We start from the raw sequence: 14,866 nt of genomic DNA on the forward strand, positions 1-14,866 counted from the left end.
TTAGAGGTGTGCAATGGTGTACTGTGACTTTTGCCACGCTGCTTGCGCAAACATGGGCAGCCAAAGAAAAAGGCCCGGTCGCGCGGACCGGGCCTTTCGGGATTTCAGAACGCCCTGCCGGGATCAGTCGATCTTGGGCAAGAGTTCATCAATGCTCTTTTTGGCATCGCCATAGAACATCCGGGTGTTTTCCTTGAAGAACAGCGGGTTCTCGATGCCGGAATAGCCGGTGCCCTGCCCGCGTTTCGACACGAACACCTGTTTGGCTTTCCAGACTTCCAGCACCGGCATCCCGGCGATGGGCGAGTTCGGATCTTCCTGTGCCGCCGGGTTGACGATGTCGTTCGAGCCGATGACGATCACCACGTCGGTCGAGGGGAAGTCCTCGTTGATCTCATCCATCTCCATCACGATATCATAGGGCACTTTGGCTTCGGCCAGGAGCACGTTCATGTGCCCCGGCAGACGGCCCGCCACCGGGTGGATGGCAAAGCGCACGTTCTTGCCGCGCGCGCGCAATTTGCGCACCAGTTCCGAGACCGATTGCTGCGCCTGCGCCACCGCCATGCCATAGCCCGGCACGATGATGACACTGTCGGCATCGTTCAGGGCCGAGGCGACGCCGTCGCTGTCGATGGCCACCTGCTCGCCGGTGATTTCCATCGCCGGGCCGGTGGTGCCCCCAAAGCCGCCGAGGATCACCGACACGAACGACCGGTTCATCGCCTTACACATGATGTAGGACAGGATCGCCCCCGAAGAGCCGACCAGCGCGCCGACGACGATCAGAAGATCGTTGGCGAGCGAAAAGCCGATGGCCGCCGCCGCCCAGCCCGAATAGCTGTTCAGCATCGACACCACGACCGGCATATCGGCGCCGCCGATGCCCATGATCAGGTGATAGCCGATGAAGAAGGCCGCGAGCGTCATCACCAGAAGCGCCAGCGTCGAGCCGGTGTTCAGATAGACCAGCAGCAGCACGATCGACAAAAGCGCCGCACCCGCGTTCAGCATATGGCCGCCCGGGAGTTTCTTGGCCTTGCCGTCAACCTTGCCGGCCAGTTTGCCAAAGGCAATGACCGACCCGGTGAAGGTCACGGCCCCGATAAAGACACCGAGGAAGGTCTCGACCCGCAGGATCGACACTTCGACACCGGTTTTATGCGCCACGACGGCGGCAAAGCCGGTCAGCGCATGGCGGGCCGTCTCATCCATCGCGATGACGCGGGCCAGCTCGATATGCGTGTTATAGCCGATGAACACCGCCGCCAGACCGACGAGGCTGTGCATCGCCGCCACCAGCTGCGGCATTTCGGTCATCTGCACGCGCTGTGCGACGACCCAGCCGATCAGACCGCCGACCGCGATCATCACGACCGAAATCAGCCAATTGCCCGCGCCGGGGCCATAGAGCGTGGCGGCAACGGCCAGCGCCATGCCGACAATGCCGTACCAGACGGCGCGTTTCGCGCTTTCCTGCCCCGAAAGGCCGCCCAGCGACTGAATGAACAGAACCGCCGCAACGACATAGGCGGCCGTGGTGAATCCGTATTCCATATCCCGGCCTCCCCCTTACGATTTCTGGAACATGGCGAGCATCCGCCGGGTGACCATGAAGCCGCCGAAGATGTTGATCCCGGCCATGAACACCGACAGCGCCGCCAACAGGACGACGAGCCAGCTGCCCGAGCCGATCTGCATCAGCGCCCCCAGGATGATGATCGAGGAGATCGCGTTGGTCACCGCCATCAGCGGCGTGTGCAGGCTGTGGCTGACGTTCCAGATCACCTGAACGCCGACATAGACTGACAGCACAAAGACGATGAAATGCGACATGAAGCTGGCCGGGGCAAAGAGGCCCGCGAGCAGGATCAGCGCGCCACCGATCACGAGCATGCCCACCTGGCTTTTGGTCTGCGCCTTGAAGGCGGCCACTTCCGCGGCTCTCTTCTCTTCCGGCGTCAGTTCCTTGGCCTTTTCCTTGGGCTTTTGCGCGGCGATGGCCGCCACTTTCGGCGGCGGCGGCGGGAAGGTGATGGCACCTTCATGCGTCACCGTGGCCCCCCGGATCACGTCATCTTCCATATTGTGCACGACCACACCGTCTTTCGCCGGGGTCAGGTCGAACATCATATGGCGGATGTTGTTGGAATAAAGGGTCGAGGATTGCGCGGCCATCCGGCTCGGGAAATCGGTGTAACCCACGATGGTCACGCCATTTTCCGACACCACTTTCTGGTCCGGCACCGTCAGGTCGCAGTTGCCGCCCCGCTCGGCGGCAAGATCGACCACGACCGAGCCCGGCTTCATCGCGGCGACCATGTCGGCGAGCCAGAGTTTCGGCGCATCGCGCCCCGGGATCAGCGCGGTGGTGATGACGATATCCACCTCGGGTGCCAGCTCGCGGAACTTTTTCAGCTGCGCTTCGCGGAATTCCGGGCTCGACGGGGCGGCATAGCCCCCGGTCGCCGCGCCATCCTGTGCCGCTTCGGCAAAATCGAGATAGACGAATTCAGCGCCCATCGATTCGATCTGCTCGGCCACTTCCGGTCGCACGTCAAAGGCGAGGGTGATCGCGCCCAGCGCGGTCGAGGTGCCGATGGCGGCAAGCCCTGCAACGCCCGCCCCCACGATCAGCACCTTCGCCGGGGGAACCTTGCCCGCGGCCGTCACCTGACCGGTGAAGAAGCGGCCAAAGTTGTTCCCCGCCTCGATCACCGCGCGGTAGCCCGCGATATTGGCCATCGAGGACAAAGCGTCCATCTTTTGCGCGCGGGAGATCCGCGGCACCATGTCCATCGCGATGACAGAGGCGCCCTGATCCTTGGCCAGCTCCAGCAGCTCTTTGTTCTGCGCCGGATAGAAGAAGGAGATCAGGGTCTGCCCCTGCCGCAACAGGCCCACTTCGGCGGGCACCGGCGGGCGGACCTTGGCGACGATATCCACCGCGCCATAGAGCGCCGCGGCATCGGCCAGAACGGTCACACCGGCAGCAGTATAAGTGGCGTCGTCAAAACCGGCCTTCTTGCCGGCCCCCGCTTCCACAAAACATTCATGCCCCAGCTTTTGCAACTGAAGGGCGCTGTCGGGCGTCATGGCAACGCGTGCCTCGCCCTCGAAAATCTCTTTCGGTGCCCCGATCTTCACGGTCACTCCCCCTATTCAAGGACAAATCGTCCGGGTGGCCATAGCGGGGCAAGTCATAACATCGCGCAACAATATTTCACAAGACCGTGACTGCTTTTCACATAACAAAAACAGATGTTCTTCATGCGAATTTATATATGCCAGCCCGTGACTTCGCGGCGAATCCGCGTCGGTGGCGCTAACAAAACCCCGCAGAGGTGACGCAGGGGAAATCCCGGGGGTCTCCGCGACCTCCGATGTCAGGCGGCATCAACATTGGCCGCCATCCCGAGGCGGCGGGCCTGCGCGAAATCGCGCACCGCCTGACCAAAGGCGGTAAACAGCGGCCGCGAAACAGGATCGGCATCGGCGCACCATTCCGGATGCCATTGCACCGAGAGGGTAAAGCCCGGCGCATCGGCTATCCGCAAGGCCTCGGGCGTGCCATCGGGCGCCGTCCCCTCGATCACCACGCGGGCGCCGGGGGTCTTGATCCCCTGCCCGTGTAGCGAATTGGTCATCACCTCGGTCGCGCCAAAGACCTGTGCGAACACCCCGTCCGGCGTCAGCGTCACCTTGTGACGCAGGGCGAATTTCTCCTCGATGCTGCCATCGGGGGGCATGCGGTGATTCATGCGCCCCGGCAGATCGCGGATTTCGGGATAGAGCGTCCCGCCCATCGCCACGTTCACCTCCTGAAAGCCGCGGCAGATCCCCAGAAACGGCTGCCCCGCCGCCACACAGGCGCGCACCAGCGGCAGGGTGATGGCATCGCGGCAGCGGTCAAAGGTGCCATGCGCCGGGGTCTCATCCTCGCCATATTCCGACGGATGCACATTCGGCCGCCCGCCCGTCAGCAAAAACCCGTCGCAACTGGCCATCAGCTCATCCACCGACATCAGCCGCGGATCGGCCGGGATCAACAGCGGCACGCAGCCCGCCACCAGCGAGACCGCCTCGCTGTTCATCCGCCCGCCCGAATGCACCGGATATTCGCCGTTCAGCAGATCGCTGTTGCCGATGATTCCCACCACCGGGCGTCTGCCGGGGCTTGGTTCTGTCCGCAAATGCTCCATACCGCCGCTCCATCCGTCACTTTACCGCTCCAATCTGGCCCCATCGCCCCCGAAAGTCCAAGGCCAAGCCCGCACAGCGCCACCGCTCCGTTCGCACAGAAGACCGGGGCGCACAGAAAATTCGCGCACTGACGCACATTTGCGCAGGTCAGGCCGCGGTGGCCGCATTTGTGCCGCGTATTTCAGCGCAACCGGGCGCTAGCGCCCGGCCTTCACCTGCGCCCGGCGCAGTTGCAGCACCGGCTCGGTGTACCCCGAAGGCTGCACCCGCCCCATGAAGACCAGCTCCGAGGCCGCCTGAAACGCGAGGCCCGAAAACTCCGGCCCCATCGGGCGATAGGCCGGGTCGCCTGCGTTTTGCCGGTCGACCACAAGGGCCATCTTTTGCATCACATCCATCAGCTGCCCCTCCGAGATCAGCCCATGGTGCAGCCAGTTGGCCAAGGCCTGACTGGAGATGCGGCAGGTGGCACGGTCTTCCATCAAGCCCACATCATGGATGTCGGGCACTTTCGAGCAGCCCACCCCCTGATCGACCCAGCGCACCACATAGCCCAGAATCCCCTGCGCGTTATTGGCCACTTCCTCATTGATCTCTTCCGGGGAATATTGCCCCGCTGCGGCGACCGGCAGGGTCAGCAGATCATCGAGCCGCGCCGGACGCCGGGCGGCCGCAATCTCGGCCTGACGGCGGACCACATCAATCTGGTGGTAATGCGTGGCATGCAGCGTCGCCGCCGTCGGGCTGGGCACCCAGGCACAACTGGCCCCCGCCAGCGGATGCGCGCTTTTTTGCGCCAGCATCGCCGCCATCTGATCGGGGGCCGCCCACATGCCTTTGCCGATCTGCGCGCGTCCGGCCAGCCCGCAGGCCAGCCCGATATCGACGTTGCGATCCTCATAGGCGCTGATCCAGGGCATGTCCTTCATCGCTGCCTTGCGCAACATCGGCCCGGCCTCCATCCCGGTGTGGATCTCATCGCCGGTGCGGTCCTGAAAGCCGGTGTTGATGAAGGCCACCCGGCCTTTGGCCGCGCGGATGCATTCCTTGAGATTGGCCGAGGTGCGCCGCTCTTCGTCCATGATGCCCAGTTTGACGGTGTTGGGGGGCAGACCCAGCACCGTCTCGACGCGGGTGAAGATCTCATCGGCAAAGGCCACCTCATCGGGCCCGTGCATCTTCGGTTTGACCACATAGATGGCGCCGGTGTCCGAGTTGCGCGGCGCGGTGGTCTTGCGCAGATCATGCAGCGCGGCCAGCGTGGTGATCATCGCATCCACCACCCCCTCGCCCGCCTCTTGCCCCTCGCGGTCGGTGACCATGCGGGTGGTCATCAGATGGCCGACATTGCGCACGAGCATCAGCGCCCGGCCTTTCAGCCGCGCGGGCTGGCCATCCGGGGTCAGATAGTCCAGATCGTCGCTGAGGGCGCGGGTGAATGCCGCCCCATCCTTGCGCACCACTTCCGTCAGATCACCGCGCATCAGACCCAGCCAGTTGCGGTAGGCCTGCACCTTGTCCTCGGCATCCACCGCCGCGACGCTGTCTTCGCAATCCATGATCGTGGAGAGCGCGGATTCAAGGATCACATCGCTGATCCCCGCCGGATCCGCCGCACCCACCGGGGTTGCCGCGTCGATCACCAGCCGCAGGTGCAGCCCATGCACGCGCAGGATCACCTCAAAAGGCGCGGTCCGGTGGCCCGCGAATTGCGCCGGATCGGCAAGCGAGAGCGGGCCGGAGGTGCCGGTTAGTTGCAGCGCCCCCTCCGTGACCGCCATCCCGGTGACATCGGCCCAGCGCGCGCCGCGCAGGGGCACAACCTTGTCCAGATGCGCCTTGGCATAGGCCACCACGCGGGCACCGCGCTCTGCATCATAGGCCCCGCCCTGCGGCAGATCGCCCAGCGCATCGGTGCCATAAAGCGCGTCATAAAGGCTTCCCCAGCGCGCATTCGCGGCATTGAGGGCGTAGCGGGCGTTCAGGATCGGCACCACCAGCTGTGGCCCGGCAAGGCGCGCGATCTCGGGGTCGGTGCCGGTGGTTTCCACCGTGAAATCCGGCCCCTCGGGCAACAGATAGCCGATATCCGCCAAGAACGCGCGGTAGGCCGTCATGTCTTGCGGCGGGCCCGGTTGCGCGCGGTGCCAGCTGTCAATCTCGCATTGCATCGCCTCCCGCGTGGCCAGAAGCGCACGGTTCCTCGGCCCGGTCTCCTGCACCAGGGCCGCGAAACCGCTCCAGAAAGCTTCGCGGTTCACACCGCTGCCCGGCAGGGCCTCTTCCTCAATAAAACGGGCGAGCTGTGCGTCGACCCGCAGCCCGTTTCGTTCCATCCGCTCCGGCATGATGTCTCCTCATGTGCCGCCAAACCTGTCTGCCACCACACCCTGCCCGGCGCGCTGGCCCCCGTGGCCGCCTGCACAGCACCTTAGCACCGCGCGGCGGCGCCAGCATTCTTTGCTGGCCCTGTGTCGCGGGCATCGGCCAAAACCCCGCGCCTCTGCGCAAGAATTGGCCGCCGCCCAGAATCTATGCGCTAGCTTGCCGGATCCACCAGCACCGTTGCCGCGGCATCCGCGGGCTCTTCGGTCTGCGGCGCGCGATAGACTTCGTTCAGCGCAACCATAGCGAGCATGATCAGCACTGCCAAAGCAATCGCAAATGTCCGCCACCACCGACGGTGGCGCGGTTGGGGCAGCCCCTGTTCTTTCGCGGTCATCGTGCATCCTTTCCCGCTGGCGCCGGTCGTCTGGCGCGGGTTGAACCTGGCCTCAAGCAGGCCTAACGTCTGAGCCAGACAAAGGTTTCCCCCGCGAAGCGCCGATCTTCGCGCCCGAGCAGAAAGACGCCCAGTGACAGATCCCGTGACAGATCCCGCTCCCGCGACCCTCGCCCCCGAGCCGCTCCCCCCCGAGACCCCGGCCGCCGCCCCGATCCTGCTGGCGGCCTACACGCCCTATCCGTTCCGGCTGGATCAGGTCAGCCTGCGGTTTCAGCTCGATCCGGAGGCCACCCGCGTTCACACCCGGCTGGCAGTGACCCCGCTGACCCCCGGCGCCGGGATGCATCTGGACGGCGAAGCGCTGAAACTGATCGCGCTGCGGCTTGACGGCGTGGCGCTGAGCCCGGCCGATTACCGGCTGACCGAGACCGGACTGACCCTGCATGCCGCCGCCCTGCCCGAAGGCCCCTTCGTGCTGGAAACCGAAGTCGAGATCGCCCCGGCGGCCAATACCGCGCTGGAGGGGCTTTATATGTCAAACGGCATGTATTGCACCCAATGCGAGGCAGAGGGATTCCGCAAGATCACCTATTACCCCGACCGTCCTGATGTGATGGCGCGCTTTGAGGTGCGCATCGAAGGGCCGCAGCCGGTGCTCTTGTCCAACGGCAACCCCACGGCCTCGGGCGCGGGTTGGGCGGAATGGTCGGATCCCTGGCCGAAACCGGCCTATCTCTTCGCGCTCGTGGCGGGGGATCTGCGCGCCTATCCGGGCCAGTTCACCACCGCATCAGGCCGCGAGGTGGCGTTGAACATCTGGGTGAGGCCGGGCGATGAGCCGCGCTGCGCCTTTGCGATGGGGGCGCTGCAACGCTCGATGGCCTGGGATGAGCGTGCCTATGGCCGCGAGTATGACTTGGACATTTTCAACATTGTCGCCGTGGATGACTTCAATATGGGCGCGATGGAGAACAAGGGGTTGAACATTTTCAACTCCAAATGGGTATTGGCCAGCGCCGACACCGCCACCGATTTCGACTTTGAACGGATCGAAGGCATCATCGCGCATGAATATTTCCACAACTGGACCGGCAACCGCATCACCTGCCGCGACTGGTTCCAGCTCTGTCTGAAAGAGGGTCTGACCGTCTACCGCGACCAGCAATTCACCGCCGAGATGCGCTCGGCCCCGGTGAAGCGGATCGAGGATGTGATGACGCTCCGCGCCCGTCAGTTCCGCGAGGATCAGGGGCCGCTGGCGCATGCCGTCCGCCCCGACAGCTATGTCGAGATCAACAATTTCTACACCGCCACCGTCTACGAAAAAGGCGCGGAAATCATCGGCATGCTGAAGCTGCTGGTGGGCGATGACCTCTACCGCAAGGCGCTGGACCTTTATTTCGAGCGGCATGACGGCGAGGCGGCGACGATCGAGGATTGGCTGAAGGTGTTCGAGGATGCCACCGGCCGTGATCTGGCACAATTCAAACGCTGGTACACCGATGCGGGCACGCCGCGTCTGACGGTGGAAGAGGCCTATGAGGCGGGCACTTACAGCCTGACCTTCACGCAATCCACGCCGCCGACCCCCGGCCAGACCGAAAAGCCCGCGCGGGTGATCCCGATTGCCATGGGCCTGTTGTCGCCGAATGGTGATGAGGTGCTGCCGACGCAGGTGCTCGAGATGACCGAAGCGCAGCAACGCTTTGATTTCCCGGGCCTCGCCAGCCGTCCGATCCCCTCGCTGCTGCGCGGCTTTTCGGCCCCGGTGGTGCTGGAGCGCCCCAGCACCGCCGCCGAACGCGCCTTTCTCCTCGCGCATGACACCGATCCCTTCACCCGCTGGGAGGCGGGGCGGCAGCTGGCGCGGAGCGCGCTGATGGCAATGGTGGGCGGCGCCGATCCCGAGGCCGAGCATCTGGCGGCAATCGGGCGGCTTTTGGCGGATGAGAGCCTTGATCCCGCCTTCCGCGCGCTCTGTCTGCGGCTGCCGGGTGAGGAAGAGATCGCGCAGGCCCTGTTTGAGGCCGGGCAAACCCCGGACCCTGACGCCATCCACGGCGCGCGCGGGCGGCTGTTGCGGGCGATGGCGGGGGCGCATGAAGAGGTGCTGATGGCCACCTATACCGCGATGGCGGTGCCGGGAGACTATCTGCCGGACGCCGCATCCGCCGGGAAACGCGCGCTGCGGCTGGCGGCGCTGGTGCTGCTCACCCGGCTTGATGCGGGCGCGCGGGCGCAAAAACTGTTCGATGCGGCGGATAACATGACGGAATCCCTCGGGGCGTTGGCCTGTCTGGTCGAGGCGGGCGCCGCCGAGACGGCGCTCGCGGCGTTTAAAAACCGTTGGCAGCATGACCGGCTGGTGATGGACAAATGGTTCACCGTACAGCTGGCCTCTGCCGCACCCTATGCCGCCGCCAAACGCGCCGAGGCTTTGGCCGCCCTGCCCGAGTTCGACTGGAAAAACCCCAATCGTTTCCGTGCTTTGATGGGCGGGCTCTCGGGCAACCACGCAGGGTTCCACCACCGCTCTGGTGCGGGCTACCGCTTTTACGCCGATTGGCTGATCAAGATGGACGCGCATAACCCGCAGACGGCGGCGCGGATGAGCACGGTGTTTGAAACATGGCAGCGCTATGATCCGGCGCGTCAGGCGCTGGCGCAGGCGGAACTCGCCCGCATCCGCGCGGTGCCGGGCCTCAGCCGCGACATGGGCGAGATGGTCGACCGGCTGGCCAAACCCCGCGCCTGACCGCCGGGCGTCAATGCAAAACGCCGGCCTCCTCACGGGGCCGGCGTTTCCAATCGGGGGTCACCAGGGTCAGCGCGAGGCGGTTTTCACCGCGCAATAGGGCTGCGCCGAAGTCCAGGCCGCAATCGCATTGCGCTTGGCGGCATCGCGCATCGGCATCCAGTCGCGCGCGACACCCGCCCAGCGCCCGGCATCATCCTGCACCACGGCCCCGTCCCGCTCGACCTGCACGGCGGCAATTTTCACCGCGCATTGCAGGTTCGACGCGCCATCGCGCAGGCCCGAGGCGGTCTGCGCATCGCAATCATAATAGTCGGCGGTTTTCGGGGCGATCTGCATCAGCCCCTGCCAGCGGCCCCCGCCCCCCTGCGCCGCGGGGTTCCAGCCGCTTTCATATTTCGCCAGCGCCGAGAGCAGCCCGGCCCAGAAGGCCGCGCGCTCCGGCTCAGTGGCTTCCGCATAATGCGGGCAGAAGCGGCTGATATCGTCGGGTTCGGTTTGCAACAAAACCGCCCCCTCATCGCGCAGGGCGGCCAATGTGGCCCGGGTCCAGTCGTTGCCCTCAGCGCGGTGGTCCCAGCCCATGGCCGGCAGAAGCATCATCTGATCGTCGGCGGGAAGGGGGGCGGTGCAGGCAGCACCGGTCAAAACCAATCCCAACACAGCGATCATACCGAGTTTCATACCATTGCCTTGCGCTGCCCCGAACTGCGGCGAACATTGCCGCAAGGGCAGGTTCCGGCAAGCCGTTTGGCCAGACCTCCACCGCCGTCGGCAGATTCCCGCCGTAACGCACAGATGTCGCGCGCCTTTCCGCCCAATCGCACAGAGATCACGGAACTCCCGCGCCAGATTCGACTCGCGCCGCAGGCTTTCTCAACCCTTCCGCCCGCCCGGCCGGGCCGCAGGCCAGTGCCGCCAGCCGCGAATCCCCCCGCCTGCCCCAGCGATTCCCCGCATCGAATCGCCGCCGAGATCGTGCCCAACCCTTGCCCCGACCCCGCCGCTGCCTTAGAAGGCGTCAGCCTTTGAGAGGACCGGACCCCATGCTTGATCTCACCTACCGCGCCCCCGAACCGAAAGTCATCGCCGGAGCCAAATCCGATTGGGAGCTGGTGATCGGGCTTGAGGTGCATGCGCAGGTCAGCTCGAACGCCAAGCTGTTCTCGGGTGCCTCGACCACCTTTGGTGCCGAGCCGAACTCGAACGTGGCCTTCGTGGATGCGGCAATGCCGGGCATGTTGCCGGTGATCAATGAATTCTGCGTCGAACAGGCGGTGCGCACGGGTCTTGGGCTGAAGGCCGAGATCAACCTGCGCTCGGCCTTTGACCGCAAGAACTATTTCTACCCCGACCTGCCGCAGGGCTATCAGATCAGCCAGCTCTACCATCCGATTGTCGGTGAGGGCGAAATCATCGTCGACATGGCCCCCGGCGTCGCGCGCAAGGTGCGGGTGGAGCGGATCCACCTTGAGCAGGATGCGGGCAAATCCATTCATGACATGGACCCGAACATGTCCTTCGTCGACCTCAACCGCACAGGTGTGGCGCTGATGGAGATTGTCAGCCGCCCCGATATCCGCGGCCCCGAGGAAGCGGCGGCCTATGTGGTCAAGCTGCGCCAGATCCTGCGCTATCTCGGCACCTGCGACGGCAATATGCAAAACGGCAACCTGCGCTGCGACGTCAACGTCTCGGTCTGCAAGCCGGGTGCCTATGAGAAGTTCCAGGAGACGGGCGATTTCGGCCATCTGGGCACGCGCTGCGAGATCAAGAACATGAACTCCATGCGCTTCATCCAGCAGGCGATTGACTATGAGGCCCGCCGCCAGATCGCCATCATCGAGGATGGCGGCGTGGTGGTGCAGGAAACCCGGCTCTATGATCCCGACAAAGGCGAAACCCGCTCGATGCGCTCGAAGGAAGAGGCGCATGATTACCGCTACTTCCCCTGCCCCGACCTGTTGCCGCTGGAGATCGAGCAGGCCTGGGTCGATGACATCGCGGCGAATATGCCCGAGCTGCCCGATGCCAAAAAGGCGCGGTTCGTGCTGGAATTCGGCCTGTCGGAATATGACGCCAGCGTGCTGACCGCCGAGGCCGAGAACGCCGCCTATTTCGAAAAGGTCGCCGAGGGCAATGACGGCAAGCTGGCCGCCAACTGGGTGATCAATGAGCTGTTCGGCCGCCTGAAAAAGGAAAGCACCGAGATCACCGACAGCCCGGTCTCGCCCGAGCAGCTGGGGGCCATCGTCGGCCTGATCAAAAAGGGCGATATTTCGGGCAAGATCGCCAAGGATCTGTTCGAGATCGTCTATACCGAAGGCGGCGACCCGGTGCAGATTGTCGAGGCGCGCGGCATGAAACAGGTGACCGATACCGGCGCGATCGAGGCGATTGTCGATGAGATCATCGCCGCCAACCCCGATCAGGTGGAAAAGGCCAAGGCCAATCCGAAACTGGCGGGCTGGTTCACCGGGCAGGTGATCAAGGCCTCGGGCGGCAAGGCGAACCCGGCGGCGGTCACCGCCCTCGTCACCGCCAAACTCGGCCTCTGAGCGGGAAGCGGCGCGTTCACGGCGAAGTCAGGGGCACCCCCGTGACTTTGCCGTGCCGTCAGACTATGGTGCGTACCGATTTCTGGAGCAGAGGCCCCCATGCAACATTATGAATACCGGGTGGTGCCCGCCCCCTCGCGCGGCGAGAAAGCCAAGGGCTTGAAGACCGGCGCCGAGCGCTATGCCCATGCGTTGAGCCAGCTGATGAATGAGCTGGCGCAGGACGGCTGGGAATATCTGCGCGCCGATACGCTGCCCTCGGAAGAGCGCAGCGGGCTGACCTCGAAAACCACGGTCTACCACAATCTCCTGGTCTTCCGCCGCCCGACGGCCGCCGCGCTGGCCCCTGCCATGGCTCTGGAAGTGGCCGCGGCGCGCGAGCAGGTTGTGGGGACCGCCCCCGCGGCCAGTGCCCCGAAACTGGTGGCGGTTTCAGAACCCGGCGAACCGGGCCGCAAAATGCTGGCCACCGAGGCCCCCGAGGGCCGCGCACCGCGGCTGGGCGCGGCAACGACCGGGACGCAATCCATCGGTGCGCCCCACGACGACGAAGACTGAGCCTGTGCGCATCATCTGACCCCGGTCACAAAGACAGCCGCCACCCCTGCCGGGGCAGGCGGTGTCGGGAACCAAATCACAGGCGCAATCCGCGGCGGACACCGGTCCGCCCGGGGCGCGCCGCTCACCGGTTTCCCGCAGGCGCGCGGGAAATCTGCCCGCCCCCCCTTCCGTTCGGGGCAAAAAGCCCTAAACTGCACCGCCCCCGAGTCAGATCCCTGCGCTCGGCCGGCAGGATTCAAGAGAGAACTCATGAGCAAAGGCGACCCCTTCGGTTTTGACATTTCCGCCGCTTCTGACAAGAAGCGCCGCCAAAAAGGCAAGCGGGGCATGTCGGGTGCTTTCGAGACCTCGACCCGCGCATGCGACCACCAAGGCTGCGAGGAGCCCGGGCAATACCGGGCCCCGAAATCCCCCAAAGTGCTCGATGATTACTTCTGGTTCTGCAAGGACCATGTGCGCGAATACAACCTGAACTGGAACTACTTCCAGGGTCAGTCGGAGGAGGAGTTTCAGGCCTTCCTCGACAATGCCACCGTCTGGGAGCGGCCCACCAAGCCCTTCAACCGCGCCAATGACGAAAGCCGGGCCTGGGCGCGGCATGGCGTGGCGGATCCGATGGAGATTCTGGGTCAGAACGCGACGCAAAACCCCGGCCGTCAGACGGCCGGGCGCAAGCTGCCGCCCACCGAGCGGCGGGCCCTGGATATTCTGGATGCGCGCGACACGATGTCAAAGCCGGAAATCCGCAAGCAATACAAAGCGCTGATCAAGGTTCTGCACCCCGATATGAACGGCGGCGACCGTGGGCATGAGGAACAGCTGCAAGAGGTGGTCTGGGCCTGGGATCAGATCAAGGACAGCCGCAGCTTCCGCGATTGAAGCGGGGGTGCGCCGGGGTGCTGAGCTCGCGGTGTTGACCCCGGGGTGCTCACCCCGGGGATTTGCGCGGGCGGTGACTGCGGATGCCTCCGGCGGGGATATTTAAGATCAGGCAAAGGGGAAGGGCATCTGCTCTTCCCCTTTCGTTTTCAAGGCCATGCGGGTGCGCGAAGCCGAAGCGATGCTGTCAGCGCGCCAGCAGACTCCGCGCGGCGCGCAGGGCGGGGTCGATGATGCGCGCGACGAGTGGGATCAGGAGAAAGCCGAGCGCGAGGCCGAAAATCCCGTCGAAGAAGGCGGTGACGGCCCAGGTGACGGCGCCGGGGAAATCCGGCAGGGCATGGGCGGCGGCCTCGGCCTGTGCCTCGATCCAATGGCCGGGCTGTGTGATTCCAAAGCTCTCCAGCCCATGCACCACGATCGAGCCGCCCACCCAGATCATCGCGGCCGTGCCCACGGCGGTCAGCGTGGTCAAAAAGCCCGGCATCACCCGCACGATGCCACGCCCCAACGCCCGCGTGGGTGCAAGCCGCCCGGCGCGCGCCAGCCAGAGACCCGCGTCATCCGCCTTCACGATCACCGCAACGCCGCCATAGACGAGCGCCGTGATCCCCACCGCCACCAGCGCCAGCGAGATCGCCTGCACCAGCACGCCCTGTTCGGGCAGGCTGGCCAGCGCAATCGTCATGATCTCGGCCGAGAGGATGAAATCGGTTTTGACCGCGCCCGCGACCTTCTCGGTCTCAAGATTGGCGGCGGTATCCGTCGCCGCGTCATGGCCATCGGCATGGGCGGCAGAGGGGCGCAGAACATGCCAGACCTTTTCCGCCCCCTCAAAGCAGAGATAAAGCCCGCCCAGCATCAGGATCGGCGTGATCGCCCAGGGGGCGAAGGCCGACAGGAGCAGCGCCGCGGGCAAAAGGATCAGAAGTTTGTTGCGGATCGAGCCGAGGGCGATCTTGCCGACGATGGGCAATTCGCGGGCGGGGGCAAAGCCCTGCACATATTTCGGGGCGACAGCGGCATCGTCGATCACCGCACCTGCGGCCTTGGCCCCGGCCTTGGCCGCCTGCCCCGCGATATCGTCGAGGCTGGTCGCCGCCACTTTGGCAATCGCCGCCACATCGTCCAGCAGTGCCAGCAATCCGCTCATTTCACGTCCCTTTGAATTGGCGCAGGCTACCA

11 protein-coding genes are annotated in these 14,866 nt (G+C 65.0%); 4 read left to right on the plus strand and 7 right to left on the minus strand.

The genetic code is table 11. The features are described 5' to 3' along the window. Positions 1-123: 123 nt before the first annotated feature. The 5 genes from ACEN2S_RS11720 to ACEN2S_RS11740 form a co-directional block, all read right to left on the minus strand. Positions 124-1,557 carry an NAD(P)(+) transhydrogenase (Re/Si-specific) subunit beta gene (locus tag ACEN2S_RS11720; RefSeq protein WP_441866335.1) on the minus strand — a complete coding sequence of 478 codons (1,434 nt, stop codon included), beginning with the start codon at positions 1,555-1,557 and terminating at the stop codon, positions 124-126. Positions 1,558-1,572: 15 nt separating this feature from the next. Continuing rightward, positions 1,573-3,147: a Re/Si-specific NAD(P)(+) transhydrogenase subunit alpha gene (locus ACEN2S_RS11725; RefSeq protein WP_441866379.1), complete on the minus strand. Its 1,575-nt coding sequence runs from the start codon at positions 3,145-3,147 to the stop codon at positions 1,573-1,575. A 239-nt stretch (positions 3,148-3,386) separates the two neighbouring features. Continuing rightward, on the minus strand, positions 3,387-4,202 hold the full coding sequence (locus ACEN2S_RS11730; protein ID WP_441866336.1) for a gamma-glutamyl-gamma-aminobutyrate hydrolase family protein: 816 nt from the start codon (positions 4,200-4,202) through the stop codon (positions 3,387-3,389). Between the two features lie 198 nt (positions 4,203-4,400). Further along, positions 4,401-6,551, minus strand: coding sequence for a malate synthase G (locus tag ACEN2S_RS11735; RefSeq protein WP_441866337.1), 2,151 nt, complete (start codon positions 6,549-6,551; stop codon positions 4,401-4,403). Positions 6,552-6,742: 191 nt separating this feature from the next. Next, positions 6,743-6,925 (minus strand): hypothetical protein, encoded by a 183-nt coding sequence (locus ACEN2S_RS11740; RefSeq protein WP_441866338.1) that lies wholly within the window; start codon positions 6,923-6,925, stop codon positions 6,743-6,745. Positions 6,926-7,070: 145 nt separating this feature from the next. Here ACEN2S_RS11740 and pepN point away from each other — a divergent pair, with 145 nt between their 5' ends. Continuing rightward, the gene (gene pepN / locus ACEN2S_RS11745) at positions 7,071-9,683 is read left to right on the plus strand and encodes an aminopeptidase N (protein ID WP_441866339.1); all 2,613 of its coding nucleotides are present in this window, start codon (positions 7,071-7,073) and stop codon (positions 9,681-9,683) included. 69 nt (positions 9,684-9,752) lie between these two features. On the opposite strand, the gene ACEN2S_RS11750 is transcribed toward pepN, so the two are convergent. Beyond that, positions 9,753-10,367 carry a transglycosylase SLT domain-containing protein gene (locus ACEN2S_RS11750; protein WP_441866340.1) on the minus strand — a complete coding sequence of 205 codons (615 nt, stop codon included), beginning with the start codon at positions 10,365-10,367 and terminating at the stop codon, positions 9,753-9,755. A 362-nt stretch (positions 10,368-10,729) separates the two neighbouring features. Between ACEN2S_RS11750 and gatB the strand changes: the two genes are divergently transcribed. The 3 genes from gatB (at position 10,730) to ACEN2S_RS11765 (ending at position 13,681) form a co-directional block, all read left to right on the plus strand. Next, a complete protein-coding gene (gene gatB, locus ACEN2S_RS11755; protein WP_441866341.1) occupies positions 10,730-12,241 on the plus strand; it encodes an Asp-tRNA(Asn)/Glu-tRNA(Gln) amidotransferase subunit GatB in 1,512 nt (503 codons plus the stop codon). Between the two features lie 99 nt (positions 12,242-12,340). Further along, on the plus strand, positions 12,341-12,799 hold the full coding sequence (locus ACEN2S_RS11760) for a DUF4177 domain-containing protein (RefSeq protein ID WP_441866342.1): 459 nt from the start codon (positions 12,341-12,343) through the stop codon (positions 12,797-12,799). A gap of 252 nt (positions 12,800-13,051) precedes the next feature. Next, positions 13,052-13,681: a J domain-containing protein gene (locus ACEN2S_RS11765; protein WP_441866343.1), complete on the plus strand. Its 630-nt coding sequence runs from the start codon at positions 13,052-13,054 to the stop codon at positions 13,679-13,681. Positions 13,682-13,868: 187 nt separating this feature from the next. Here the strand turns inward: ACEN2S_RS11765 and ACEN2S_RS11770 are convergent, their stop codons facing one another. Next, positions 13,869-14,834 (minus strand): DUF808 domain-containing protein, encoded by a 966-nt coding sequence (locus tag ACEN2S_RS11770; RefSeq protein ID WP_441866344.1) that lies wholly within the window; start codon positions 14,832-14,834, stop codon positions 13,869-13,871. Positions 14,835-14,866: the final 32 nt, after the last annotated feature.

Source organism: Phaeovulum sp. W22_SRMD_FR3, assembly GCF_052113705.1.
In the GTDB taxonomy this organism is placed as follows: domain Bacteria; phylum Pseudomonadota; class Alphaproteobacteria; order Rhodobacterales; family Rhodobacteraceae; genus JBGQOG01.